The 23,636-nt window shown below is 63.4% G+C and carries 25 protein-coding genes and 1 tRNA gene; 7 read left to right on the top strand and 19 right to left on the bottom strand.

The features are described from left to right. Nucleotides 1-3: 3 nt before the first annotated feature. The 9 genes from QUH67_RS09515 to QUH67_RS09555 form a co-directional block, all read right to left on the bottom strand. Nucleotides 4-1,251, bottom strand: coding sequence for a class I SAM-dependent RNA methyltransferase (locus tag QUH67_RS09515; protein WP_300946418.1), 1,248 nt, complete (start codon nucleotides 1,249-1,251; stop codon nucleotides 4-6). Then, nucleotides 1,244-1,972, bottom strand: coding sequence for a TlyA family RNA methyltransferase (locus QUH67_RS09520; RefSeq protein WP_300947987.1), 729 nt, complete (start codon nucleotides 1,970-1,972; stop codon nucleotides 1,244-1,246). The genes QUH67_RS09515 and QUH67_RS09520 overlap by 8 nt, the downstream gene beginning before the upstream one ends. 29 nt (nucleotides 1,973-2,001) lie before the next feature. Further along, the gene (locus tag QUH67_RS09525; RefSeq protein ID WP_300946419.1) at nucleotides 2,002-2,565 is read right to left on the bottom strand and encodes a nucleoside 2-deoxyribosyltransferase; all 564 of its coding nucleotides are present in this window, start codon (nucleotides 2,563-2,565) and stop codon (nucleotides 2,002-2,004) included. Between the two features lie 65 nt (nucleotides 2,566-2,630). Then, complete coding sequence (gene dxs, locus QUH67_RS09530; protein ID WP_300946420.1) at nucleotides 2,631-4,577, bottom strand: 1-deoxy-D-xylulose-5-phosphate synthase; 1,947 nt, start codon at nucleotides 4,575-4,577, stop codon at nucleotides 2,631-2,633. Between the two features lie 330 nt (nucleotides 4,578-4,907). Next, entirely contained in the window at nucleotides 4,908-6,206 is a 1,299-nt protein-coding gene (locus QUH67_RS09535) for a hypothetical protein (protein WP_300946421.1), read from the bottom strand. A 157-nt stretch (nucleotides 6,207-6,363) separates the two neighbouring features. Then, nucleotides 6,364-6,615 (bottom strand): exodeoxyribonuclease VII small subunit, encoded by a 252-nt coding sequence (locus tag QUH67_RS09540; RefSeq protein ID WP_300946422.1) that lies wholly within the window; start codon nucleotides 6,613-6,615, stop codon nucleotides 6,364-6,366. 71 nt (nucleotides 6,616-6,686) lie between these two features. Continuing rightward, nucleotides 6,687-7,613: a histone deacetylase family protein gene (locus QUH67_RS09545; protein ID WP_300946423.1), complete on the bottom strand. Its 927-nt coding sequence runs from the start codon at nucleotides 7,611-7,613 to the stop codon at nucleotides 6,687-6,689. An 86-nt stretch (nucleotides 7,614-7,699) separates the two neighbouring features. Continuing rightward, the gene (locus QUH67_RS09550) at nucleotides 7,700-9,367 is read right to left on the bottom strand and encodes a bifunctional metallophosphatase/5'-nucleotidase (protein ID WP_300946424.1); all 1,668 of its coding nucleotides are present in this window, start codon (nucleotides 9,365-9,367) and stop codon (nucleotides 7,700-7,702) included. A 243-nt stretch (nucleotides 9,368-9,610) separates the two neighbouring features. Further along, nucleotides 9,611-9,910, bottom strand: a complete 300-nt coding sequence (locus QUH67_RS09555; protein WP_300946425.1) for a DUF6678 family protein — start codon at nucleotides 9,908-9,910, stop codon at nucleotides 9,611-9,613. Between the two features lie 376 nt (nucleotides 9,911-10,286). On the opposite strand from QUH67_RS09555, the gene QUH67_RS09560 reads away from it, so the two are divergent. Continuing rightward, complete coding sequence (locus QUH67_RS09560) at nucleotides 10,287-11,240, top strand: ring-cleaving dioxygenase (RefSeq protein ID WP_300946426.1); 954 nt, start codon at nucleotides 10,287-10,289, stop codon at nucleotides 11,238-11,240. Nucleotides 11,241-11,246: 6 nt separating this feature from the next. Next, nucleotides 11,247-11,945, top strand: coding sequence for a phytanoyl-CoA dioxygenase family protein (locus QUH67_RS09565; RefSeq protein ID WP_300946427.1), 699 nt, complete (start codon nucleotides 11,247-11,249; stop codon nucleotides 11,943-11,945). 134 nt (nucleotides 11,946-12,079) lie between these two features. On the opposite strand, the gene QUH67_RS09570 is transcribed toward QUH67_RS09565, so the two are convergent. The 3 genes from QUH67_RS09570 to QUH67_RS09580 form a co-directional block, all read right to left on the bottom strand. Further along, nucleotides 12,080-12,697 carry a hypothetical protein gene (locus tag QUH67_RS09570; RefSeq protein WP_300946428.1) on the bottom strand — a complete coding sequence of 206 codons (618 nt, stop codon included), beginning with the start codon at nucleotides 12,695-12,697 and terminating at the stop codon, nucleotides 12,080-12,082. Nucleotides 12,698-12,912: 215 nt separating this feature from the next. After that, nucleotides 12,913-13,560 carry a glutathione S-transferase family protein gene (locus QUH67_RS09575; RefSeq protein ID WP_300946429.1) on the bottom strand — a complete coding sequence of 216 codons (648 nt, stop codon included), beginning with the start codon at nucleotides 13,558-13,560 and terminating at the stop codon, nucleotides 12,913-12,915. Nucleotides 13,561-13,740: 180 nt separating this feature from the next. Further along, nucleotides 13,741-13,956 carry a hypothetical protein gene (locus QUH67_RS09580; protein ID WP_300946430.1) on the bottom strand — a complete coding sequence of 72 codons (216 nt, stop codon included), beginning with the start codon at nucleotides 13,954-13,956 and terminating at the stop codon, nucleotides 13,741-13,743. A gap of 603 nt (nucleotides 13,957-14,559) precedes the next feature. On the opposite strand from QUH67_RS09580, the gene QUH67_RS09585 reads away from it, so the two are divergent. The 3 genes from QUH67_RS09585 to QUH67_RS09595 all read left to right on the top strand — a co-directional run bounded on the left by QUH67_RS09585 (nucleotide 14,560) and on the right by QUH67_RS09595 (nucleotide 16,374). Further along, nucleotides 14,560-14,751 (top strand): hypothetical protein, encoded by a 192-nt coding sequence (locus QUH67_RS09585; RefSeq protein ID WP_300946431.1) that lies wholly within the window; start codon nucleotides 14,560-14,562, stop codon nucleotides 14,749-14,751. Beyond that, nucleotides 14,748-15,920, top strand: a complete 1,173-nt coding sequence (locus tag QUH67_RS09590) for a hypothetical protein (protein WP_300946432.1) — start codon at nucleotides 14,748-14,750, stop codon at nucleotides 15,918-15,920. Before QUH67_RS09585 ends, QUH67_RS09590 begins: the two co-directional genes overlap by 4 nt. A gap of 100 nt (nucleotides 15,921-16,020) precedes the next feature. Then, a complete protein-coding gene (locus QUH67_RS09595; protein ID WP_300946433.1) occupies nucleotides 16,021-16,374 on the top strand; it encodes a GcrA family cell cycle regulator in 354 nt (117 codons plus the stop codon). A 100-nt stretch (nucleotides 16,375-16,474) separates the two neighbouring features. Here the strand turns inward: QUH67_RS09595 and QUH67_RS09600 are convergent, their stop codons facing one another. From QUH67_RS09600 to QUH67_RS09610, 3 genes are all read right to left on the bottom strand, one after another. Next, entirely contained in the window at nucleotides 16,475-17,704 is a 1,230-nt protein-coding gene (locus tag QUH67_RS09600; protein WP_300946434.1) for a peptidase M15, read from the bottom strand. Nucleotides 17,705-17,921: 217 nt separating this feature from the next. After that, on the bottom strand, nucleotides 17,922-19,103 hold the full coding sequence (locus tag QUH67_RS09605) for a MalY/PatB family protein (protein WP_300946435.1): 1,182 nt from the start codon (nucleotides 19,101-19,103) through the stop codon (nucleotides 17,922-17,924). A gap of 74 nt (nucleotides 19,104-19,177) precedes the next feature. Then, entirely contained in the window at nucleotides 19,178-20,959 is a 1,782-nt protein-coding gene (locus tag QUH67_RS09610) for an acyl-CoA dehydrogenase (RefSeq protein ID WP_300946436.1), read from the bottom strand. 280 nt (nucleotides 20,960-21,239) lie between these two features. Here QUH67_RS09610 and QUH67_RS09615 point away from each other — a divergent pair. Together QUH67_RS09615 and QUH67_RS09620 are read left to right on the top strand one after the other, a co-directional pair. Further along, nucleotides 21,240-21,314 (top strand) — tRNA-Gln (locus QUH67_RS09615). 94 nt (nucleotides 21,315-21,408) lie between these two features. Then, the gene (locus QUH67_RS09620) at nucleotides 21,409-21,834 is read left to right on the top strand and encodes a hypothetical protein (protein WP_300946437.1); all 426 of its coding nucleotides are present in this window, start codon (nucleotides 21,409-21,411) and stop codon (nucleotides 21,832-21,834) included. Between the two features lie 190 nt (nucleotides 21,835-22,024). Here QUH67_RS09620 and QUH67_RS09625 read toward each other — a convergent pair whose 3' ends face one another. From QUH67_RS09625 to QUH67_RS09640, 4 genes are all read right to left on the bottom strand, one after another. After that, nucleotides 22,025-22,345 (bottom strand): hypothetical protein, encoded by a 321-nt coding sequence (locus QUH67_RS09625; protein WP_300946438.1) that lies wholly within the window; start codon nucleotides 22,343-22,345, stop codon nucleotides 22,025-22,027. A 129-nt stretch (nucleotides 22,346-22,474) separates the two neighbouring features. Then, entirely contained in the window at nucleotides 22,475-22,876 is a 402-nt protein-coding gene (locus tag QUH67_RS09630) for a Na+/H+ antiporter subunit G (RefSeq protein WP_300946439.1), read from the bottom strand. Between the two features lie 5 nt (nucleotides 22,877-22,881). After that, the gene (locus QUH67_RS09635) at nucleotides 22,882-23,151 is read right to left on the bottom strand and encodes a K+/H+ antiporter subunit F (protein WP_300946440.1); all 270 of its coding nucleotides are present in this window, start codon (nucleotides 23,149-23,151) and stop codon (nucleotides 22,882-22,884) included. Beyond that, nucleotides 23,148-23,636 (bottom strand): Na+/H+ antiporter subunit E, encoded by a 489-nt coding sequence (locus tag QUH67_RS09640; RefSeq protein WP_300946441.1) that lies wholly within the window; start codon nucleotides 23,634-23,636, stop codon nucleotides 23,148-23,150. The genes QUH67_RS09635 and QUH67_RS09640 overlap by 4 nt, the downstream gene beginning before the upstream one ends.

Genomic DNA, 23,636 nt, shown 5'->3' on the forward strand with positions numbered 1-23,636 from the left:
CGCTCATCGCCTGAACCGCGCTACCAGTTCCACATGCGGCGTGTGGCGGAACTGGTCGACGGGCGTCACCCCGTCGATCTTGTAGCCGCCGCCCATCAATATCTTCGCATCGCGCGCGAATGTCGTGACGTTGCAGGACACCGCGACCACCACAGGCACCTTGCTCGCCGCCAGCTGCGTCGCCTGCGCCTGTGCGCCCTGCCGCGGGGGATCGAACACGACCGTGTCGTAGTCGCGCAATTCCTGCGGCATCAGCGGGCGGCGAAACAGGTCGCGCGGCTCGGCGTGGACCGGCTTTAATCCTGGCGTGGTGGTCGCAGCCTTCTGCAGGGCGGTGACCGCACCGGCGTCGCTGTCGAAGGCGTTGACCTTTGCTTTCGCCGCCAGCCGCAACGCGAAGGGGCCGACGCCGCAGAACAGGTCGGCAATCTGTTTGGCGCGCTTGCAATGTTCCGAGACCAGCGCCGCCAACGTTTCCTCGCCGGCGACCGTGGCCTGCAGGAACGAGCCGGGCGGCAGCGTGACTTTTGCGGTGCCCATGGCGACGACCGGCGGGGTTCGCATCAAGACCAGTTCGCCATGGCGCGTCAGCCGCGCCAGCCTGTGCTGTTCGGCGATGTGCGACAGCCGCGTGATCAGGGCGGTCGACAACGGCCCGGATCCACGTACATCGATGTCCAGTCCGCTATCGGTTGCCGTGACCTGGATGTCCAGCGGCTTGCCGATCGAAATCAGCGGCTCGGCGAGCGCCCAGGCCACCTCGATCGCACCATTCAGATGTGGGTCGAGGATCGGGCAGCGGTCGATCGGAACGATGTCGTGGGCTCCTGCCGCCGCATAGCCGACCTTGAGCACCTCGTGCGTGCCCATCCGCGCGTGCAGCGTGATGCGCCTTCGGCCTGCGCCATGGGCATCGACGAGCGGCGCGACGTCGCAATCAATGCCCGCCTGCGCCAGCGTCGCCACCACCAGATCGCGTTTCCAGGCGGCGTAGGGGACGGCGTCCCAATGCTGGATCGCGCAGCCGCCGCAGACGCCGAAATGCGGGCAGAACGGCGCGATCCGCTCTGCGCTTGCGACCTCGACCTTGAGCAATCGCCGGCGGTCGGGATGACGACCCGGGACCGGGCCGGCCTCGATCGTTTCGCCGGCCAGCGTATACGGCACATAGAGGTTGCCGCCATCAGCGAGAACAACGCCGTCGCCGTGGTGGCCGACATGGTCGATCGCGAGGTGCTCAATTTCAGCCACGGCGCGCGCCCATGAAGAACTCGATATTGCCGTCGCCGCCGGTGATCGGCGATGGAAACACCTGGATATCGGTGCAGCCGAGCGAGGCCGCGAAGGCCTGGACGTCGTCGCAGATCTCCTGATGCACCATCGCGTTGCGGATGATGCCGTGCTTGGAATGCTTTCGTTCCGCCTCGAACTGCGGCTTGATCAGCGCGAGCAGATGCATCGGCGCGGCGGCCAGCGACAGCGCCACCGGCAGTACGGCCTTCAGGGAAATGAAGCTAACGTCGATGACGACGATATCGGGGCGGGCAGGCAGCCGCTTGCCCTCGAAGTTGCGGATATCGGTTTCCTCCATCGACACGATTCGCGGATGATCGTGCAGCGAGGCATGCAACTGGCTGCGTCCGACATCGACGGCGAACACCAGGCTCGCGCCGTTCTGCAGCAGCACCTCGGTGAAGCCACCGGTGGAGGCGCCGACGTCGAGGCAGACATGGCCTTCGATCTCGATCGGATACAGCTCCAGCGCGCCGGCGAGCTTGACGCCGCCGCGCGAGACATAGGGGTGCGCCGGCTGCGCCGACAGTTCGGCATCGGCGGCGATCATCTCGGAGGGTTTCAATACGGGACGGCCGCCGGCAATCACGCCGCCGGCATCGATCGCCGCGCGGGCGCGGGCGCGGCTTTCGAACAGGCCGCGCTCGACCAGCAGCACGTCCGCGCGCTTGCGGGCCATCGTCTTGCTGTCGCTGTCGTGGTTCAAGGTCAGTCCGATTTGCCAGTGGCGCGATCCGCCGCGAGCGCGACGCAGGCCTCGAACGAGGCGAGATCGTGCCAGATATCAGTAGGCCGCTGCCGCGGCATCACCAGTTCAGCACCATGCAGTTCGAGGCTGTGGATCATCATGAGATTATCAGTCAGGCCAAAATTCTCCACCGCCAGTCCTTCACCATCGATCAAATGGCCGGTAGCGGCTTTCGTTACCGCAAAGGACCGCGCGACTCTTTCGGTGTAGAGGGCCGGGTCGTTGCTATAGGCGAAGCAGAGCTTGCCGCGGCCGGCCATGTAGCCGAGTTCATAGACGGTGCCTGCGTCGGCACTGGGGCCGCGAAACGGCGTCAGGTTGGCGATGATCGCATCCGCCGAATCCATCATCGCCTCATTGCCCTTGAAGATCGCGAGCGAGGCATCGGGGGAAGTGAGGTCGATCGCGTTATCGAGCGGGTAGAGACCGATCAGTCCGTGGCGTTCGCAGATCGCGGCCTTGCGGCGGCCGATTTCGACGGCATCCGGCAGGAATACATCGGGACCTGCCAGATAGATCTTCATGGGATGACCGGCGAAAGGGCCTGCGCTTCGGTTCCGAGGGTGTCGGAACCGAAGCGACTTGAGCCTCAGGCGAGCTTGACCGACTCGGTCTTGTAGTCCTTGCCGAGCGCATCGAACACCTTGGCGACGATGCCCTTGGCGTCGAGTCCGGCGCGGGCATACATCGCGCTCGGCGAGTCGTGGTCGAGGAACTCGTCCGGCAGGATCATCGCGCGCATGCGCAGCCCGCCGTCGAGCATGCCATTGTCGGACAGCGTCTGCATGACGTGCGAGCCGAAGCCGCCGATCGATCCTTCCTCGATGGTCAGCAGCACCTCGTGATCGCGCGCCAGCTTGAGGAGGAGATCGACGTCGAGCGGCTTCATGAAGCGCGCATCGGCGATCGTGGTGGAAAGGCCGTGGGCGGCGAGTTCGTCGGCGGCCTTTTCGCATTCGGCCAGACGCGTGCCGAAGGAGAACAGGGCGACCTTGTTGCCCTGGCGGATGATGCGGCCCTTGCCGATCTCGAGAGGGATGCCGACCTCGGGCATTTCGACGCCGCGGCCTTCGCCGCGCGGATAGCGCACCGCGCTCGGACGGTCGTTGATCGCGACCTGCGTGGCTACCATGTGCACCAGCTCGGCCTCGTCGGACGCCGCCATGATGACGAAATTCGGCAGGCAGCCGAGATAGGCGTTGTCGAACGAACCGGCATGCGTCGCGCCGTCGGCGCCGACGAGGCCGGCGCGGTCGATGGCGAAACGCACCGGCAGGCTCTGGATCGCGACGTCATGGACCACCTGGTCGTAGCCGCGCTGCAGGAAGGTCGAGTAGATCGCGCAGAACGGCTTGTAGCCTTCGGTGGCGAGACCGGCGGCGAACGTCACCGCGTGCTGTTCGGCAATGCCGACGTCGAAGGTGCGGTCGGGGAACGCCTTGTTGAAGATGTCGACGCCGGTGCCCGACGGCATCGCCGCGGTGATGGCGACGATCTTGTCGTCCTTCTCGGCTTCCTTGACCAGGCTCTGGCCGAACACGTTCTGATAGGCCGGCGCATTCGGCTTGGCCTTGGCCTGTGTTCCGGTGGCGACGTCGAACTTGACGACGGCGTGGTATTTGTCGGCGGAAGCTTCCGCCGGGCCGTAGCCCTTGCCCTTCTGGGTGACGACGTGGACCAGGATCGGGCCGGTCTCCATGTCGCGGACATTCTTCAGCACCGGAAGCAGATGGTCGAGGTTGTGGCCGTCGATCGGACCGACGTAATAGAAGCCGAGTTCTTCGAACAGCGTGCCGCCGTCCATCATGAAACCGCGGGAATATTCCTCGACGCGGTTGGCGCGGTTGGCGAGGATCTTTGGCAGGCGCTTGTTGATCTGCTTCGCCGCATCGCGCAGCGTGCGGTAGGTTTTGCCGGAGTAGAGGCGGGACAGGTACGCGCTCATCGCGCCGACCGGCGGCGCAATCGACATGTCGTTGTCGTTGAGGATCACGATCAGGCGCGAGTTCATGGCGCCGGCATTGTTCATGGCCTCATAGGCCATGCCTGCCGACATCGAACCGTCACCGATCACGGCGATGATGTTGTTCTTTCCACCCGAGAGGTCGCGGGCTACCGCCATGCCGAGGCCGGCGGAGATCGAGGTCGAGGAATGCGCGGCGCCGAACGGATCGTAATCGCTCTCCGTGCGCTTGGTGAAGCCGGAGAGGCCCCCGGCGGTGCGCAGGGTGCGGATGCGGTCGCGGCGGCCGGTCAGGATCTTGTGCGGGTAGGCCTGGTGACCGACGTCCCAGATCAGGCGGTCTCGCGGCGTGTCGAAGATGTAATGGATCGCGGTGGTCAGTTCCACGACGCCGAGGCCGGCGCCGAAGTGACCGCCGGTTACCGACACGGCGTCGATGGTTTCCTGGCGAAGTTCGTCCGCGACCTGACGTACCTGCTCGACCTTGAGCTTGCGCAGATCATCGGGCGTGCGGATCGTATCGAGAAGCGGCGTCTTACTGAATGTGGTCACTGCGATATTCCAATTTTTCATGTCAGGGCGAAACAACCTGACGCGAGACGGGAAGCGCGTTAACCGCGCCGCGAAAATCCAGATCCACCTGCCACCCAGGCAGGCCGGCACCTGATTTGAAGCCTAGATGCACTCCGGCTTAAACCATGTGATATGCATCACTTTAGTAGCTTCGAAACCCTTCCCGGTTCAGTTTCTTTAGCTATTTGAAGCGCTTGCTATTGTCGAAAGCCGCCAAGCAGGCTGCTCTCCCCAGCCCATAGAAACCCAGCTTTACACCAAAGCAGCCGCCAAAGCCAACCCGGGGCACCGATTCGGTTCCATGGGGAAATTGGAAAAAGTGCCGATATTTCAACCGATACGGCGGGCGGTTGGTTCCAATTTGGTTAAATCGGCGGCATTTTTCGCCGCAGCCGTGGCCGACTCGATACTTTTCCATGCCCGTTCGCGGGCACTGGAATCCCCGGTTGCGACATCAAGCGCGGCGTCGGGGAGAGCCATGCGGGCACTGAGCGGGACCGGTCCGCACACAATCATGAAGAAGTCGTAGGCGTTGGGCCGTTCGTTGGCCATCACGAACTGGAAATGCACGCGGAAGAACTGCCAGCGGAATTTCTCGTAATGTTCGGGCCGGATCACGTCGCGGAATCGTACCGGCACGATGGTTGGATTGCGCCTGGCAGCGCCGACGTCGATGCCGTGGCTCGCGATCGGATCGAACTGGTAGAAATTCATCACGTCCTTGCGGGCCTGGCAGTCGATCCAGTCGATCGAGGGCTCGACCGCCAGCATGCGCAGATGCTCGCGAAACTCCTTCGACGCAGCGTGATAGCCGACGATCGGGAAATTGCCGCCGATCGTCAGCAGCACGATCCGCGGGCCGTGGCGACCGAGCGCGGGATCGAGCTTCAGCGCGCGCGCCAGCATTTCCGTGGACAAGAACGACCCGGAGCTATGGCCGACGATGACGATCTCTTCGGCGTCGGTGCTTTTGGCCGTCTTGACCAGATGCTGCGCGAAACGGTCGATGCGCTGGTCCCAGTCGGGGCGCTCGCGGTGCGAGAACTCCCAAGTCCAGATCGTATCGCTCAGGAGATAGAGCACGTAGGTGGCGTTTTCGGTGTATTTCAGCACGATGCCGAGCAGGGCCACGAACAGCGCGACAGCAATGGCGATGCTGAAGACGTTGGGAATGCCGAGCGCATTCAACCCCTTCTCGAACACGAAGGCTGTGGCACCGGCCCCGGCAGCCTCCAGCAACAGCATCAAGTGCGGATAGGTGATGAAGGTCGCAAACCGCCAGTTGGCCTTTCCGAAGCGGCCGATCGTGCCCGAGAACACCAGGCGCCAATAGATCCATACCGCGTTGAGCACCGTGCGCCAGGTCGGCGACGCCAGATCCTGCTGGATGAAGTCCTCGAATCGGAGGAAATCGTACGCGGTGCGGGTCTGCCAGTCGTCCGCCTTGGTATCGATGGTCCAGGAAGCAATCTCGTCGTCGGGGGCGACCTTGGGGCGGCTGATGGTGGCCTGAAGCTGGTACAGCCGGCCGAACTTGCGCAGTTCAGTTCGGAACATGCGGTAATATTGCGCCAATCCGCGCGGATCGTAGCCCTGAATATAGATGATATGGCGGTGCTGGACGCGCACGTAAGTCCCCGAATTCTGGGCCGACTATAACAGGCTGGGCAGGGCGCCAACAAAAAATCGAGAACGAAATCGGTTCGCCCGGCTCTTCGGCCCGTTGGGTCCACCGATTTGCCTGTCTCGGGTGAGTCGGGTGCGACCGACATTCCACCCCTCGGTATCACTGCACGTCGAGCGGCTCGGTTCCGGTGACGTGGCCTGTGGCGTCGGTGGTGATCTTGTCGACGCGGGCTTCGGCCTGCCGCAAGAGTTCTTCGCAGCGCCGCTTCAGCGCCTCGCCGCGCTCATAGATCGTGACCGATTCCTCGAGCGGCACCTTGCCGTCCTCGAGCCGCTTCACGATCGATTCGAGCTCCTCGATCGCGCGCTCAAAGGAGAGTTTCTTGACGTCGCCTTGGGTATTTTCGGCCATATCGGGTTCCCGGATGCGCCCCTAAGGGCGCAGAATCAAACGACATTTTGTGGGGCTAGTGTGGCGGGGATTCAGGCGCCCATCAACGTGGTGACGTGCGCGGCAACCGATTCCTTCAGCCCCTGCAGGTCGTAGCCGCCCTCCAGCACCGAGACAACCCGTCCACCTGCGCTGGTCTCGGCCTGGTCCATCAGCTTGCGCGTCACCCAGGCGAAATCCTCAGCCTTGAGATTGAGGGAGGCGAGGGGGTCGCGGTAATGCGCGTCGAAGCCGGCGGAGATGATGACCAGCTCCGGCGCGAACTTCTGCAATTGCGGCAGGATCAGGTTGTCGAATGCGGCGCGGAATTTGGCGCCGCCGTCCTCGGACGCCATCGGCGCATTGACGATGGTGTCGTGCTCGCCGCGCTCGCCGCTGGCGCCGGTGCCGGGAAAGAGCGGCATCTGGTGTGTCGAGCAGTACATCACGGTCGGATCGTGCCAGAAGATATCCTGCGTGCCGTTGCCGTGATGGACGTCGAAATCGATGATCGCCGCGCGGCCGATGCCGTATTTGCGCTGGGCGTGTCGGGCGGCGATCGCGACATTGTCGAAGAAGCAGAAGCCCATCGGCTTCGACACCTCCGCATGGTGACCGGGCGGCCGCACTGCGACGAACGCATTCTGGTGCGCACCCGACATCACGGCATCGGTCGCCGCCACCGCGCCACCGACGCCACGCATCACCGCTTCCCAGGTGCCCGGCGACATCGAGGTGTCGCCGTCGATGTAGATCATACCGCTCTGCGGGGCGATATGGCGGAGCTCGCCGACATAATGCTCGCCATGGCACAGCGTGACGGAATCGAGGCTGCCCTCCGGCGCCTCGCCGCGGGTCAGCGGCTTGAAGCGGTCTTCGCCCAGCACCTCGGCCACCGCGCGCAGCCGATCGGGGCGCTCGGGATGCCCGGGAGGCGTGACATGGTCGAGACAGGCGGTATGCGTCAGAAGCAGCGTCATGCAAAATCCTGGCATTGAGGCGCGCCGGCAGGGAGAAGCTAATCTAGGCGCTTAGTGGCCGCTCGGAAAGGCCCACAGCGTCAAGCTCAGTTGACCCGGATAATGCGCTCGGCGGCTCCCGGGCTGACCGGGCTGTTTGCCCCAAAATAGACATGCAGCGCGTCGACGTCGTAGACGCCGATCCGCGGCGCAGTTCCCTGGGTGAGCACGGTAAAGCCGTCGCCGCCGACGAACAGGAAATTGTTGATGGTGACGCGATAGTGCGCGGCAGGGTCGATCGGCTGGCCGTTCAGCGACATCCGCTCGGCGATGACGCGTTCGCCGTCGGGCTTCGATCCGTCCCACACATAACTGAAGCCCTTCGACACCTGCAGGATCCTTGGCCGCTTCGGATCGAGCCATTGCTGCTCCAGCATGTCCTTGATCTGTTTTCCGCTCAGCGTGATCGTCACCAGCTGGTTGCGGAACGGCTGGCTGGCGAACAGGTCGCCATAGGTCACCGCGCCGTCCTCCCGGCGAGTGACGTCGGCGCGCACGCCGCCCGGATTGGTGAAGGCGATCACCGCGCCGCCTTTGGCCTCGGCGCTGGTCGCTGCGAGCTGCGCGTCGGCGATGATATCGCCGAGCGAGCTTTCGCCCGCAAGGTTCGGCATGCGCGATAGTGTCGCCGTGATTGCGCCCGCCGGGCGGTTGGCGATCGGCGCGGCGAGCCGGTCGTAGGACTCGATCAGCGCGGTCTGCGCGGCGTCCTTCGCCAACGTTGCGGTACGAACGATGTTGTTGTCCGCCTTGGCGCTGACGATGTCGCGCGTGACGGGATCGAGCTTGAGATCGATCGCGGTGACGAGCGTGCCGTATTTGTCGCCCGAGGTCACGAGACGACCGTCGATCTCGCAGACATAGGCGCGATGGGTGTGGCCGGTCACCACGACGTCCACGGCGCGATCGAAATTTTTCACGATATCGACGATCGGCCCCGAAATGCCGGGGCAGTCATTGTAGTCCCCGGGCGAGAAGCCGCCCTCATGGATCAGAACGACGATGGCCTCGACGCCGCGGGCTTTCAGTTCCGGGATCAAGGCATTCACCGTGTCGGCTTCGTCGCGGAATTCGAGGCCGGCGATTCCGACCGGCGAGACGAGGTTCGGTGTGCCCTTCAAGGTCAGGCCGATGAAGCCGACCGGGATGCCGTCGAACTCACGGATCTCGTAAGGCGGAAACACGGTCTTGCCGCTGCCTTTCTCGAACGTGGAGGCAGCCAGATAGCGGAATTTTGCGCCGATGAAGGGGTGAGGGCCCTGACAATGATCAACCGGATGGCAGCCGCCGTTCTGCATGCGCAGGAGCTCATCCTTGCCCTCGTCGAATTCGTGGTTGCCGACGGCCGAGATGTTCAGGCCCATCATCGACAGCGCCTCGATCGTCGGCTCGTCATGGAACATCGCCGAGAGAAACGGGCTGGCGCCGATCAGGTCGCCGGCCGCGACGAAGATCGTATTCTTGTGTCCCTCGCGAAGCTGGCCGACCAGCGTCGCCATGTGCTCGGCGCCGCCGGCAGGGACGGTGATCTTTTTGGCTTTGTCTTCGGGATCGGTGATCGCGATCCCGCCCGGCGGCGGGCGCAGGTAACCGTGGAAATCGTTGATCGCGAGCATGCGCAGGTCGACGGGTGAGGGCGTCTGCGCGCGCGATGACGCGGCGAACGCCAGCACGATCGCCAGCGCTACAAAAACAGAACGAAAGGGGATGCTCATGGTTTTGATTTCGCAGCCAGGTGTTTCAACGTCATTGCGAGGAGCGCAGCGACGACGCAATCCATTTCTTGATGCGGCGCGATGGATTGCTTTACTGCGCTCGCAATGACGGCGGTTAGTATCGTACTATCGTAGCCCGCATGAGCGCAGCGACATGCGGGACCGGCGGAGTTGAAAACCCCGGATGTCGCTGCGCTCATCCGGGCTACTTAACGGCAAGTCGTTGATATTTGATGCCTGCCATCACAGGTAATCCACTGTTTGTCCCTGTTCGGCATATCCATAGATGCGGAATCCATCGTCGGTTTCCTCTCCGGGTAGATGAATTCTCTTTATCGCGATCCTGATGCGTTCTCGATGCTCAAGATCGTCAGCGAAGATGTCGACCTGAATGATGTCCTCATATCCGCCGTTTCGAAAATGATAATACCATTCGCGATCAGGAGCCGAGCGATAACCATTTTGGCAAAGTGTACTCCAGCGCGGCGCGGGGTCGGTATTGTACATCGCGAGCCGCAGTTCGTTCCACTTCGTGTCGTTCATTACCGGGTGATGCACGGCACTCACTCGTTCCAGGTATGGTAGCCCGCATGAGCGCAGCGATGCGGGACTGGCGGGAGTTGAAAACCCGGGTCGCTGCGCTGATCCGGGCTACGCTTGCTCTCATGACGGTGACATAGCAGCTTGACGGTTTCGCGTCATTGCCTGCGACAAACGCGAAGCGGTTTGTGCAAGAGAGCGGCGGCTTCGTAGGGTAGGCAAAGCCACCGGGTCGCGCTAATGCGCGCCCGATGACACGCTCCGCGTGCCCACCAACAGGCGGCAACGGGGCCGCTGGCCAATCATCCGGCCACATCCTACATGATCAGGCAAGAGACGAAACTGTCGCGCCCACCGGGGCGACCACGAGGATAACGCAATGCAGCTAGGCGGAATTCATCATCTGACCGCGGTCTCGGCAAGACCGCGGGACAATCTGGCTTTCTATACCGGCCTGCTCGGCATGCGGCTGGTCAAGAAGACCGTGAACCAGGACGACGTCAGCGCCTATCATCTGTTCTATGCCGACGGCAAAGCCAATCCCGGCACCGATCTCACCTTCTTCGATTTCCCGGCGGCGCCGGAGCAGCGCGGCACCAATTCGATCTCGCGCACGGGCCTGCGCGTCGCGGGCGAGAAGTCGCTGGGCTACTGGCGGGATCGCCTGAAAAAGGCCGGCATCGCGGCCCGCGATGTCGTCGAGGTCGATGGCCGCCTCACGCTGCCGTTCGAGGACGGCGAGGGGCAGCGGCTGGTGCTGGTCGACGATGGGGCTGTGGGCACGGCCTCGCCATGGGAGCGCAGCCCCGTTCCGGTGGAGCACCAGATCCGCGGGCTCGGCCCGATCGTGCTGACCGTGCACGATCTGTCGCGCACCGCCGCCGTGCTGACCGAGGTGATGAACATGCGCCGCGTGCGCGACTATGCCGCCCATGGCGCGCAGATTCATGTATTCGCAATGGGTGAGGCGGGGGCGGAAAGCCATCCCGCGGCCGAACTGCACGTGCTCGAAGACAAGGAGTCGCCCGTCGCGCGGCAGGGCGCCGGCGGCGTCCATCACGTCGCATTTCGCACACCCGATGAAGCGCAGTATCACGCCTGGACGCAGCGCCTGAACGAGTTGCGCGTGCCGAACAGCGGCGAGGTCGACCGCTTCTATTTCCGCAGCCTGTATTTCCGCGAACCCAACGGCATTCTGTTCGAGATCGCCACCGACGGCCCCGGCTTCGCGACCGACGAACCGATGGAAACGCTGGGCGAAAAACTGGCGCTGCCGCCGTTCCTCGAGCCGCGCCGGGCGGCGATCGAGGCAGGGCTCAAGCCGATTGGGTAGGTTTAGATGACCGCAGCCGTTGCCCTCCCGGAACCTGACGCCGTGAACTTCGTAACGGACGGCGCGGTGCGTGTCCACGCAGCGCTCGACGCGTCGGATTTGCGCAGGCTCGAGGATGCAGTCGCGAATCTGCCGCCGGATCAAGCCGGCATCAGGCTGCACGGGATTCCTGCGCTTCAGCCGTTTCTTGCCGCATCAGGAGCGATCTCGAAGGTGGCGGCCTCGGCCCTTGGCGAAGCCGCCCGACCGGTCAGGGCCATCCTCTTCGACAAGACTGCTTCCACAAACTGGGGACTTCCCTGGCATCAGGATCGAACGATCGTGGTCACCCGGCGGGTAGAGGTCGAGGGTTTCGGCCCGTGGACCGTCAAAAGCGGCCTGCTTCACGTGGCGCCGCCGTTTGATCTGCTGGCCCGCATGGTGACGCTTCGCGTTCATTTAGATGCGGTGCCGGAGACCAACGCGCCGCTCCTGATCGCACCGGGATCGCATCGGCTTGGACAAATTCCGGAAGGCGAGGTGAAATCGGTTGTTCAACGATGCGGGACCGCTACTTGCCTTGCTGATGCCGGAGACATCTGGCTTTACTCGACGCCGATTCTTCACTGCTCCGAGGCCGCCCGCGATGCGTCTCACCGGCGCGTTCTGCAAGTCGACTTCGCCGCCTGCGATCTGCCGGGCGGGCTGACGTGGCTCGGCGTGTGAAGCCGTAGATTCGCAGGACGGGTAGGGCGCAGCGAAACCCGTCAGCCCTTGCACGGGGGAAGAAGGTGCCGTTCGCGCTCCACCCCTCAAACCGATCGGCAACCGCCTGCAATCGATCGCGATCCTGTTCGGGACTACGACGCGGAAGCGATTCGCCCCGGCGCTGCCCGGCCGAACTGGCGAAGGTGCCCGGCGGGACGGGGAGCGAGCGGCCGGCCGTGCCTGCTGCTCCCCTTGTTCAGTTCGCGCAGATCCATCGGTTCAACGCGGATGTTGAAGAGCTCGTCGCGTGAGCGAGGCCGAGCGGCACCGAGCGCAATCCGGGTCGCGTGCAGGGCCCAACCGATGGCGCGGCGGTTCTCGTCGCTGTCGATCCCCGCTATCGCGCACGTTCGCGAAAGTGCGATCAGCGCATGGCCCGCCTGGGCGACGTTGAAGCCGAGAAGCCTCATCAGGATACGGACGGACGGCTCGCTTTCGCCGATCGCAAGCAGGCGTGTGCCGAGATTATAGAACGCAGCCAGCGCCCCGCGAAGGTTGCGCACGGCCTGCTCATGCTCGTGGATAGCCTGCGAAGTGGTCGCCAGTTCCCTTGGCCTGGGTAGCGCGAACTTCCGGAAGAGCATCGTCCGCTCGAGCGCCATGCGCCGAAGACGCAGCGCGCTTCGTATCGGTTGGCCGATTTGGTCGACGAAAAAGTGGCCCAGGAAGACGCTGGCAAACGCCGCCAATGGGTAGACATACCAATGCATGCCGCGCCCTGATCCAATCCGGGGTTTCAGCTTCAGATTTGCAATGTGGCTTGCCGGCCCAATCAACCCTAACAGTTCGTTAGCCTCAAGTGGAATCGCAGTTTCGCCGTCTGTGGGCCGCAAATGTAGTTAACGGCGGTAACTGACCGATGCGGGTTTCTTCGTGCCTGGAGCGCAATCGTGGTTACGGCGATGGGCGCCTCGACCGCTCCGATCTACAAATGCTTGCCCGCGTTGACCGCGAACTGCGCTTCGAACGCCCGCCTGTAGGCGGGACGCGCTTCGCCGCGAGCGAGATAGGCGGCAAGGTTCGGATACTTCTCCAGCAGGCCCGACGATCGTATCCGCAGCAGCACCGACGCCATCATCAAGTCGCCCGCGCTGAACGCGCCATCGAGCCAGTCGGCGTTGCCGAGGTGAGCGGAAAGCTGGCCGAGCCGCACCGCGATGCGATCCTCGATCAGCGACAGCAGTTCCGCACGCCAGGGTTTGCCGCCTTCCAGAAAGATGGCGGCTTCCCGCTCCAACTCCGGCGGCTCCACCGTGTTGAGTGCGGCAAACATCCATGCGATCGCGCGCGCCCGGGCATTGTCGTCGGCCGGCAGCAGCCCCGCATGGTGGGTGGCGATGTGGAGCACGATCGCGCCGGTCTCGAACAGCACGAGATCGCCTTCCTGATAGGTCGGGATCTGTCCGAACGGATGCAGCGCCAGATGCGCGGCTTGCTTCATCGCGTCGAACGATACGAGCCGGACCTGGTAGGCAAGACCTGCTTCCTCGAGCGCCCAGCGCACGCGCGTATCCCGCGCCAATCCCTTGCCGCCGTCGGGCGATTTTTCAAAGGCGGTGATGGTGATGGTCATCGTGCCTCTCCTCTCTCACCGAGATCATCGGCTGAGAGACGGGCAGGCTGCAAGGCGCCTCGCAACGAGATTTTTTATACTGGCCTGGGAACTTCGACCGGAACTGCACGACGCTACAACCGCGTGATCTTCACGCCGGCAACGGTCAAATGAAAGAGATCGACTCCGGCGGGCGGCGCCTTACGCTTCGCTTTTGGGCGTGTATTTTCCGAGCACGCATTTGTAGCGCTGCAGGCGCCATTCGCGATACGGGCCCTTGGCGAGCCAGTCGGCGATTCCGATCTGCGCGTTGACGGCGCAGGCGCTCATGGTGATGCCGGACTGGTCGCTGGTGGTGACGACCTTTTCGAGACAAAGCTGGCTGTTGCAGAGAACAGCGACGAGTGTGACGAGCATGGCGACCTTCGTTGATAAGGAAATCCAATTCGTTCAGCCAATGCAGGGTTTATGCCAACATCGGTAACCGCCGTTTTTTTGGACGCCCCTTACGCAAACTGCCTTGCGCGCATGCAATCGCTTCCATCTCCGTGCATTTGCGTCTGGCGATGCCAGTGAGTGCACACTGCTTTGAGAGTAGGGGTGGGAACGGATGATTCGCAAAGCGTAGTACTACGGGAGCGTGCTGGAATGGCTACCACTGTCTTAACACTGTCACAGGGCCTGTAAGCCAAATCGCGCACCTCGATAGACCGCAAGCAATCCATCGCAGCTTTCAACCGGCTGGTTGATGGGGCTGATCCGCCTTCGCTCGGGGCGTGGCGCAGCGCCCCACCCATATTTCGAGCGGTTCCCGCTCATCCCGGAACGCATTCCGGGCTCAATCGTGGCATCGCGATGCGCGGGTTGCGCCTTTCGCGTTCATGACGGTTCCCTTCCTCGTGCAGGATGAGGCATTCGTGCAACAACGTCGTTCGATCTTTCGCAAGGCGCATCGTTGGGCAACGAGAAGCAAGCGCATGGCGGTATAATCGCATCGACGAATCCGAAGAGGAGTTTTCGATGTCTAAGTTTGCGATTGGCGAGCAGGTCGAAAATGTTGCCAACGGCCGCGAGTCGGGCACGATTGTTGCCGTGTTTCCGACCGTAGACGGAAGCTTTCGATATGCTGTCGACACTGAAGGCTACGGCGCGCTGCAGTTCTTCGCAGAAGAGAAGTTGGCTCCCGCTTTGACGAGCGAGGGGGTCACATGAATGGCCGAGCAACCAAGCAGGCGACATCCGCCGCCGCGCTGCCGGAGGACAGCAGCGATGCCGTGCGCATCAGGCATCAGCTAGACGCCTGGGCGAATGCCGCACATCGCACGCCTAGGCTGGTGACGATGGGGGGCGATGAGCCTGACGCCGGACCACCCGGCAAGACGCCGCCGGCTGCGAAGAAGCGCACCCGGTCTGCCGCGGCGGCGGCACGCCCCAAGGCACCCCGGGCGACCAAGGCCGCAGAGGCCAAGATCGCTGACGCCAAGATCGCCGACGTCATGACTACGGACGTCACGGCAACGGATGTCGCCGTACCGGAGGCTGACAAGGCAAATCTCGAGCCGCAACCGCCGATCGCGCCGCTGGAGCCAGAAGCGGCTATTGCAGCGCCGGCAATGCCGGAGCCAGTCACCGCCGTGCCGGACCGCGCCCTCGCCAGCCGCGCCTTTGCGCTCGTGGCCGCCCTCGCGCTGGCGGCGGTAGCTGCCTATTTTTCGGTCGCGGGCATGGCCGAGATATTTCCCGGCGATCCCGTCGCGGTGATGGTGCTTGCCGGCACCATGGAGGCCGGCAAGCTCGTGATCGCGGGATGGCTGGCCGCGCATTGGCGGCGGACCAACTGGAAAATGCGTACGGTCCTGGTGACGCTGGTCGCCGGCCTCGCGCTGATCAACGCCGCCGGCGTGTTCGGCAAGCTGGTCGAGGCACATGTCAGCGTGGCGGCGACGTCGCGTTCCGGCGTCACCGAGCGCATCGAGGCGCTCGACGCGCGCGTCAAGGCGCAATCGGCCGTGGTTGCCGACCTCGACAGCCGCATTGCGCAGATCGATCGGGCGGTGGACGAATCGACGCGGCTCGGCCGGGTAACACGGGCGATCAACATCGCCACGCAACAGCGCGTGACGCGCGATGGGCTGGATTCACAGCGGCAGGCCGCTACGGCGACGCTAGTCGGCCTGCAGGCACAGCGCGCGGCGCTGACCGGCGAGCGTTCGCGTATCGAAGCGTCCGCGGGGCCGATCCAATACCTGGCCATGATGGCCGGCGTGTCGTCCGAGGTCGCAGTTCGCTGGCTGATCTTGCTGATGGTGCTCTGCTGCGATCCGGCGGCGATCGCCCTGACGGTCGCAGCGGCTGGCGTGCGGGCTCGCGACTCCAGATGAGCGCTTGCTGATGGCTGCGTTAACGACGGATCAATCGTCGGACCGCACGCCATCAGCAACGACTTTGCTGAATCCGTCATTCGGTGTATAAACGTTTCCCATGAGTTGGGATGCGAAAGACGTAGCACTGCTCAAAGAGCTCTGGGCCGCCGGACATAGCGCCGGTGAGATCGCAGGCAGGCTTGGCTACAGCCGCAATGCCGTGAGCGCCAAGCTGAAGCGGATGGGCCACAAGCGTGGTCACAAGCCGCCAACCGCCAACCCCAGGATCGTAGCCGTGCGAACGAGGAAGCAGGCGTTGGCTGCAGCCTGCGCCCGGCCGGTGGATCGGGTGGTGTCGAGGTCGAAGAAGCCGAACAAAGCCGCGGCGAAGTCGGCACCGGCACCGGCCAGAGAACTCACCAAGCGCGAGCTTTACGCCATGCTGGCTAATGCGGTCAGGAACACCGCTTGAGGTGTCTCGCGGGCCGGCGCCGATGAAACATTGATCTGCTGCTGACGGGAGCGGAGACGGCGCGAATTTTCAGGCCTTCAGAGAGGCGCGCCGTTACCGGCTACATCGTCCGGCCTTTCGACAGTTTTGCGGTCTTGGACAGTTTTGCGGTCTTGGCCGGCTTCGCCTTTGCCTTGCTGCGGTCGTCCCGCGTGGCGACCCGGACGACCTTCTTCTTGGTCGCGGCTTCCGCCTCCTGCGTCTTCGCGCTGCCGCGGCGGGAGACGTATTCCTGGCCGTCGATCGGCCCTACATGCGGCGGATCACGATGGAGATAGGGGCGGCCGATGCCAAAATCCTTGCCGCGCTCGTCGACCCACTTCCAGAGCTTGTCGGTCGAAACCCATCGCTGGGCACGGCTGTTGCCCTTCACGCTGACGATGTCAGCCGCAAGCCCCTTGCCATAGCCGCCACGCAGGCTGCCGCCATGGTAGGAGCGATTACCCGCGGCCTTCAGGCCGGTGGCGATCCCTTGGCGATAGTCGTCACGGAACGCGCTGGTGATGCCCGGCTGCAGTCCGGCCTGTTCGGCGGCGTAGAGCATATAGAAGAGCTTCAGCTTGAAGCCCCGGTCCATGCCGCCGATGACATAGTCCATCATCGACATGCCGACCCGGTCCGCTGCCTTCGGGTCCTTCCACGCGAACTCCTCATCGACGCGCTTGGTGAAAGTCCTGGTAACGGTCACCATCTTGCCCTTGCGCTTGATCTGCACCTTCCGCCGTTCGTGCACCTTGATGGCGTCGATCTTCGGCGCGCGCTCGTACAGCGCCCACAGATAGCGGTCGATGCAGGTTTCCGCGACCAGGCATTCCTCGTTGATTTCGAGGGTGCCGATTGTTTGCGGGGCGTTGTCGAGATCGAGTTCGGGGTCAGGCGTGTTGATGGTTGCGACTTCGACAGATGGGGCATCGGCCGGCACCGCCTGGGCGGAATCGGTCAGCGCAATCTCGAACAGCGATATCGGCTCATAGCGATACGCGTCCGCTGCCGCCGTGAACGCCTTGTCCAGCCGAGATAGGGCGGCGGGCGCGATATCGACGTCGCCAATGGAAGCACTCGCCAGCGCGATGACCTGCGAAATCTTCGTGCGCTCCGCGCGCGCGTGAGCAGACGAATCGTGGCGTTCCACGATCGGCTTCGCTGCGGCGTTCTCGGTCGAGGCCGTGCGGGTGTTTCCGCTCAAGGCCGAACCGAGGCCGGACCAGGCGAGCGCGCAGCTTGCGAGCGCCACGCCAGCCAGTGCGTTGATGCGGCGCTGCGCCTTCGTTTCCAATCGCCATGGGTCCATGATCCGGCCTCCCAAGGCTCCGCATGAGCCTGAATCCAATAGCCAAGCACGCGACAGCGCGCATTGTTCGGATTGCGGATTGAATGCGCAACGTTTGGAGGCTGCCGCGTCAGCCCTTTTTCGAGGGGTGTTGCCTCAATGCCACGCGCTGCAGCATGGAACTCGCTGTTCCATTTTGTGATGTGCGGTATTGGCTTCTTTGCGGGTGACCTGGAACCTACTTCCGGAGATCCTTGAATGCGTCATCGAGACGATCGAGCGCCTCGTTGAGAATCGGACGCGGCGTGGCGAAGTTGAAGCGAAGCCAGGTTGCGCCGCCGGGCCCGAATTGCTCACCAGGGCTGACGTAGATGCGCGCCCGGTCCTTAATTCTTGCCGCGACGTTTTCGGCCGGCAAGCCGGTGCCGGAAAAATCGACCCAGGCCAGATAGGTTGCATCGAGCCGCATGGACCGAGCGCCTGGTGCTGCGCGTTCGATCCGGGTGCTGAAGATATCGTGGCTGCCGGTGAGATAGGCTAGCAGCGCATCGAGCCAGGCGTCGCCGGTTCGCCACGCCGCTTCGGTGGCGATCATGCCGAAAGCGTTATAGGAGGAGAGGCCGCTCGCCGCGATCCGCGCGTCGATTTTCTGTTTCAACAGCGGATTCGACGTGAAGCATGCGCCGACATGCGCGCCGGCGAGATTGAAGGTTTTTGTAGCGGCGACGCAGGTGATCAGGCGATCGGCGATCTCGGGCGCGGCCGACAGTGTCGGCGTATGTTTTGCGCCTCCCAGCAGCAGGTCGCAGTGGATTTCGTCGGACACCAGGATCAGGTTGCGTTCTGCGCAGAACGTGGCGAGCGCGCGGATCTCCTCGACCGACCACACGGTCCCTCCCGGATTGTGCGGGCTGCAGAAGAACACGATTTTTGTGCGCGGTGTGAGTTGCGTGGCAAGCGCATCGAGGTCCATCATGTAACGGCCCTGACGCAGCGACAGTTGCGCGTCCAGAATGCGCCGTTCATTGGCTAGAATGATCTTTCGGAACGCGTGATAGGCCGGCGGGAAGACTACGACCTCATCGCCGGGCTCGGTGACGGCTTGAAGGATCAGGCCCAGTGCCGAGACCACGCCGGGCGTGGGGCTCACCCAGGCCGGGTCGATCGACAGGCCGTGCCGGCGCGCCATCCATCCGGCGAGTGCGTTCGCCCAGCTTCCGGTATCGGCGTAATAGCCGTGGACGGCACGGGTAACGAGGGCGGTCAGTTCTTCCGTGACGCCAGGAGGGGCCGCGAAATCCATGTCGGCGACCCACATCGGGATCGCATCCGCTGCCGTTATCCCTGAAAGCTTGGCCATCATGTCCCACTTCGACGCGTGCGTGCCGCGGCGGTCAATTACGCGATCGAAATCAAACATCGGGACAGTGGCTCCTGTAGTAGTGGGGGGCGTTTCAGGGCGGGTTGGATAAGCTCAGGACAGCACGAAACGCACTATCCCAGCAATACGTGGTCCGCCCCGTTCACGGCTTCCGCGCCGTCGGTCACCGTCTTCTCCAGCGATCCCGCCTGCACCGAAATGTTTTCGGCAAAGAACCGCGCCACCGCCACGTAGCGCTGTGAGTCGCCGCCGTCGCCATGGTTCTTGGCGGCCAGCGCTTCGCCGGCCAGCATGCAGCCGCCGAGCGTCGCGCCGAACAGCCGCAAATAGGGTGTGGCGCCCGCAAGCGCGTCGTTCGGAGCAGAGGTCACGCGCTCCAGCAGCCATTTGCTGGCGCGCTCCAGCGAGCCCAGCGCGTCGCGCAATTTGGCGCCTGTCATGCCGAATGCCGGATCATTAGAGGCTTCGACCTGCTTGACGATGCCGCCGAGTTCGTCGAGCAGGGCCCAGACCGAAGCGCCGCCATTCGCCGCGAGTTTGCGCGTCACGAGGTCGATCGACTGGATGCCGTTGGTGCCCTCATAGATTGTGGTGATGCGCGCGTCACGGTAATGCTGCGCGGCGCCGGTCTCCTCGATGAAGCCCATGCCGCCGTGAACCTGCACGCCGAGATAGCTCACCTCGTTGCCGATATCGGTGGAGAATGCCTTTGCGATCGGCGTCAGCAGCGCGCCGCGCGCGGCGGCGTCGGCGCGCACCTTCGGATCCTTGGCGCGCACGGAGACGTCGAGCGCGACGGCCGTGGCGTAGCAGATCGAGCGCGCGGCGGCCGTCATGCTGCGCATCTGCAGCAGCATGCGCTTGACGTCGGGATGCACGATGATGGGATCGAGCCCGTCGCCCCTTTTGCCGAGGGCGCGGCCCTGGCGTCGCTCCTGGGCGAAGGCCAGCGCCTGCTGGTAGGCGCGGTCGGCGATGCCGACGCCTTCGAGGCCGACGCCGAGGCGGGCCTGGTTCATCATCGTGAACATGCATTGCATGCCGCGATTTTCCTCGCCGATCAGGTAGCCGATCGCGCCGCCCTTGTCGCCCATGGTCATGGTGCAGGTGGGGGAGGCGTGCATGCCGAGCTTGTGCTCGACGCCGGAGGGATGGATGTCGTTGCGCGCGCCGAGCGAGCCGTCGGCATTGACCAGGAATTTCGGAATGAGAAAGAGCGAGATGCCCTTGGTGCCCGCAGGCGCGTCGGGCAGGCGGGCCAGCACGAAATGCACGATGTTATCGGTCATGTCGTGGTCGCCATAGGTGATGAAGATTTTTGTGCCCGTGATGCGATAGGTGCCATCTTCCGCGCGCTCGGCGCGGGTGCGTAGCGCGCCCACATCGGAGCCCGCCTGCGGCTCCGTCAGCTGCATGGTGCCCGTCCATTCGCCGGAGACCAGCTTTTCCAGGTAGATCTTCTTCAGTTCCTCGCTGCCATGGGCATCGAGCGCCTCGATGGCGGAAAGCGTCAGCAGCGGGCAGAGGCCGAACGCGATGTTCGAGGCGCTCCAGATTTCGGTGCAGGCGGCGTTGATCGCCATCGGGAGGCCCTGGCCGCCGAAGCCTTCCGGGCCCGACACCGCGTTCCACCCGGCGGCGATCCAGCGCTGATAGGCGTCCGGCCAGCCCGGCGCGGTCGTCACCTTGTTGTCTTCGAGCTTGATGCCGTGCTCGTCGCCGACACGATTGAGCGGGGCCAGCACGTCGCCGGCGAATTTGCCGGCTTCCTCCAGCACGGCCGCGGTGATGTCGCCGTCGAAATCGCCATAATGACCGGCCTTCACGGCCGCCTGCAGCCCGGCGCCGTGGTTGAGTGCGAGCAGGATGTCGGAAATCGGCGCGCGGTAAGTCATGACGAAATCTCGCTTTGACGGGGACGGGGCGGTCCGTATTCCCACGAAACCGGAGCTGCCTCAACACTCTCTTGGGCGCTACGGGCGCCCGCGCCCGCGGGCAAACGGGGCCGGAAGCCGCGCGCCAGCGCGCGTATAATAAGGTGTCACACCTTGGACCCGGATTTCGGACGAAATTTCCGGTTTCCAGCCAGTTGAAATGGCCTGTTACCCTCTATAGACCGGGCACTGTCCGAACCGGTTCGCAAGGGCGCGTCGCGCGCGTCCCGGTTCAGCCTGTTGGGGCGTAGCCAAGCGGTAAGGCAGCGGATTTTGATTCCGCCATTCGGAGGTTCGATCCCTCCCGCCCCAGCCAGTTCAACCTCATGGATTTGCTAGAGAAAACGGTTTGTGCTCGTGCGTTTTTGAGCGCATTTGGAAATTTATTCGCCCCGTCATTTGGAAATTCTGTGCTGCTTTCGTTTTCCGCCGAAGATGACCAGGATGCGGCGCCGGTTGCGCGAGTCTCGGCGCTCGGTCGCCCGGCTGGTCTGATGGTGATTTCTGATCGGGGTAGTGCGAGCGCCCCAGCACGCGATCGGTGCGCGTTGGCGCGATGGTTTCCAGCGATCGCGCAAATGATGCGGTTGGGCTGGTACCGCGCCGTGCATGTCAAGAATATCGACATGCAAAGAATGCGCACGTTGTTGACCAACCGGAAGCTGCTCAAGCGCAAACTGATTGATCTCGAGAACCATGTTCGCAGCGCGGGCTTGCCAAACTCGATGAGCGAGGGGGCTTTGCTGAGTGCCGGTATCGCTGGCGATCGAACTTCGGCGACGCTCGCAGCGCTCGATCTCGGATTCTTTCCCGGCCAGATGCCACGCGCACGATAGGATGCTGTCATGGCCTTGTTCGACATGGCGATGCAGCCGTTGCGATACGACGGCATAGTTTATTTCGGCATGCGCGAGTTGATATCAGGGCAATCTTGGAAGAGTACCTCTCTCGCTACCACTCTATCCCACACTCGTATGACCCGGTTGGGGTAAGCGGTTTCGCCCAGCAGGGCATTTAGCCGACCTGCTATTCCGACAGATACGCCGCCTGGGCGCTCTGGGTCGCGGAACACGGTGACCGTTTCGACCAAATCTCTGATGGCTTCGCGGCCTCTGCATCGCCGGCTTTGGCACCTTTGGCTAACGCCTTCTCAAGACGTTCCAGTTGCTCTTCATATCGCTTGAGGATGGTCGGGTGCAGCGCGACGTCTTTCGGCGCCGGCGGTTCATGCGTTAGCTCTTCAGGGATTCGAGTTCGCTCAGCGGCCAAGGCCGTAGAATGCGGACCGAGTACGGCCGGATCGCCATGCCCTTTTGCGATCGCATTTACCGGCCTGTCGAGCACCATTCCTGCCAGTGCTGGCGCTGTCGCTCACCGCGCAAGACGGCCGGCTGGGGGACTTTTCTGCTTGTCGTCACGACGGCAGCGGTTGTCCTCGCAGTGACGCTGATCTTTCTGGGATAACCCTTGTTCGCCTCACTCGTCTGTAAGGCTTCCCGACAAGCGGGGCTGATGTGAGCCGGCTGGGACACCGAGAGTTGCCCAGCCGGATCCGCCGGCATCGGCGGGAAGGGTTTCCCGCAGCGCTTGATTCCGGAAAATATGCGCTTTCGCGATCATGTTGGCGCTCACAGGCGCCGTCAGGAACAGGAACAGCGTGATCAGGACTTCGTGGATGCCGGCGGCCTCATGCAGGAGGACGAAATAGAGGATCGATGCAATGAGCAACGAGCCAACGCCGAGTGTCGTCGCCTTGGTCGGGCCATGGAGCCGCCGCATGGTATCCGGCAGCTTGGCGAGCCCCCAGGACCCGGTAAACAGGAATACGCCCCCGATCACGATGAAGAAAGCGCTCGCTGATTCCGCAAATACTTCCATCGCTGTCACTCGATCACGTTGCCGCGCAGCAGAAACTTGCAGAACGCGACGGTCGAGACGAAGCCGACCATGGCGAACAGCAGTGCAGCTTCGAAATACATCGTGGTTCCGAACATGATCCCGGCCAAAACAATGAGGCCGATTGCGTTGATCACCATCGTATCGAGCGCAAGAATGCGGTCGGGCGCGTCCGGCCCTGCAATCAGGCGGTAGACATTCAGCACCAGGGATACCGAAATGGCGATCAGCGTGAAGCTGCAAGCGGCGGCGATCATGCGAATATCCTCATCAGGCGGCGCTCATATCGAGATTTGATGGTGGCTACGGTCCCGGCGGGGTCCGACGTTTCAAGGCAGTGAACCAGCAGCGATCGCCGGTCGGCGCTGAGGTCGGCGCTCAACGTCCCCGGCGTCATTGTTATGGTCCCGGCCAGTGTTGCGATTGCCTCAGGGCTTTCCAGCGCGAGGGGCACGATGACGAATTGCGATCGCAAACTGTCGCCGCGACGAAACAGCACGAGGTAGGCGACTTGCACATTGGAGACGATAATGTCCCAGAGGACGACAGCGAGATAATCGACGATCGCCAGCGGGTTGCGGACTTTCAACCGCTCCGGCCAGTAGGGGCTGGTAAAACTGGCGATGACGAACCCGATCAGCATTCCGGAGATGACGGCTTGCCAGGAGAAGTCGTTGACCAGCAGCACCCACACCAGCGTAAGGACGCCGATCAGAAACGGATGGAGCAGCAGCACGCGCAT

It is taken from the genome of Bradyrhizobium roseum, from assembly GCF_030413175.1.
In the GTDB taxonomy this organism is placed as follows: domain Bacteria; phylum Pseudomonadota; class Alphaproteobacteria; order Rhizobiales; family Xanthobacteraceae; genus Bradyrhizobium; species Bradyrhizobium roseum.

Coding starts and splice junctions, on each gene's coding strand:
- QUH67_RS09570 (WP_300946428.1), bottom strand. CDS start 12,697: ATGCATTGGTATGTCTACCCATTGGCGGCGTTTGCCAGCGTCTTCCTG.
- QUH67_RS09550 (WP_300946424.1), bottom strand. CDS start 9,367: ATGAGCATCCCCTTTCGTTCTGTTTTTGTAGCGCTGGCGATCGTGCTG.
- QUH67_RS09575 (WP_300946429.1), bottom strand. CDS start 13,560: ATGACCATCACCATCACCGCCTTTGAAAAATCGCCCGACGGCGGCAAG.
- QUH67_RS09640 (WP_300946441.1), bottom strand. CDS start 23,636: ATGCGCGTGCTGCTGCTCCATCCGTTTCTGATCGGCGTCCTTACGCTG.
- QUH67_RS09565 (WP_300946427.1), top strand. CDS start 11,247: ATGACCGCAGCCGTTGCCCTCCCGGAACCTGACGCCGTGAACTTCGTA.
- QUH67_RS09555 (WP_300946425.1), bottom strand. CDS start 9,910: ATGAACGACACGAAGTGGAACGAACTGCGGCTCGCGATGTACAATACC.
- QUH67_RS09590 (WP_300946432.1), top strand. CDS start 14,748: ATGAATGGCCGAGCAACCAAGCAGGCGACATCCGCCGCCGCGCTGCCG.
- QUH67_RS09545 (WP_300946423.1), bottom strand. CDS start 7,613: ATGACGCTGCTTCTGACGCATACCGCCTGTCTCGACCATGTCACGCCT.
- QUH67_RS09580 (WP_300946430.1), bottom strand. CDS start 13,956: ATGCTCGTCACACTCGTCGCTGTTCTCTGCAACAGCCAGCTTTGTCTC.
- QUH67_RS09525 (WP_300946419.1), bottom strand. CDS start 2,565: ATGAAGATCTATCTGGCAGGTCCCGATGTATTCCTGCCGGATGCCGTC.
- QUH67_RS09625 (WP_300946438.1), bottom strand. CDS start 22,345: ATGGTGCTCGACAGGCCGGTAAATGCGATCGCAAAAGGGCATGGCGAT.
- QUH67_RS09605 (WP_300946435.1), bottom strand. CDS start 19,103: ATGTTTGATTTCGATCGCGTAATTGACCGCCGCGGCACGCACGCGTCG.
- QUH67_RS09635 (WP_300946440.1), bottom strand. CDS start 23,151: ATGATCGCCGCCGCTTGCAGCTTCACGCTGATCGCCATTTCGGTATCC.
- QUH67_RS09585 (WP_300946431.1), top strand. CDS start 14,560: ATGTCTAAGTTTGCGATTGGCGAGCAGGTCGAAAATGTTGCCAACGGC.
- QUH67_RS09630 (WP_300946439.1), bottom strand. CDS start 22,876: ATGGAAGTATTTGCGGAATCAGCGAGCGCTTTCTTCATCGTGATCGGG.
- QUH67_RS09560 (WP_300946426.1), top strand. CDS start 10,287: ATGCAGCTAGGCGGAATTCATCATCTGACCGCGGTCTCGGCAAGACCG.
- QUH67_RS09540 (WP_300946422.1), bottom strand. CDS start 6,615: ATGGCCGAAAATACCCAAGGCGACGTCAAGAAACTCTCCTTTGAGCGC.
- QUH67_RS09595 (WP_300946433.1), top strand. CDS start 16,021: ATGAGTTGGGATGCGAAAGACGTAGCACTGCTCAAAGAGCTCTGGGCC.
- QUH67_RS09520 (WP_300947987.1), bottom strand. CDS start 1,972: ATGGCCCGCAAGCGCGCGGACGTGCTGCTGGTCGAGCGCGGCCTGTTC.
- dxs (WP_300946420.1), bottom strand. CDS start 4,577: ATGAAAAATTGGAATATCGCAGTGACCACATTCAGTAAGACGCCGCTT.
- QUH67_RS09610 (WP_300946436.1), bottom strand. CDS start 20,959: ATGACTTACCGCGCGCCGATTTCCGACATCCTGCTCGCACTCAACCAC.
- QUH67_RS09600 (WP_300946434.1), bottom strand. CDS start 17,704: ATGGACCCATGGCGATTGGAAACGAAGGCGCAGCGCCGCATCAACGCA.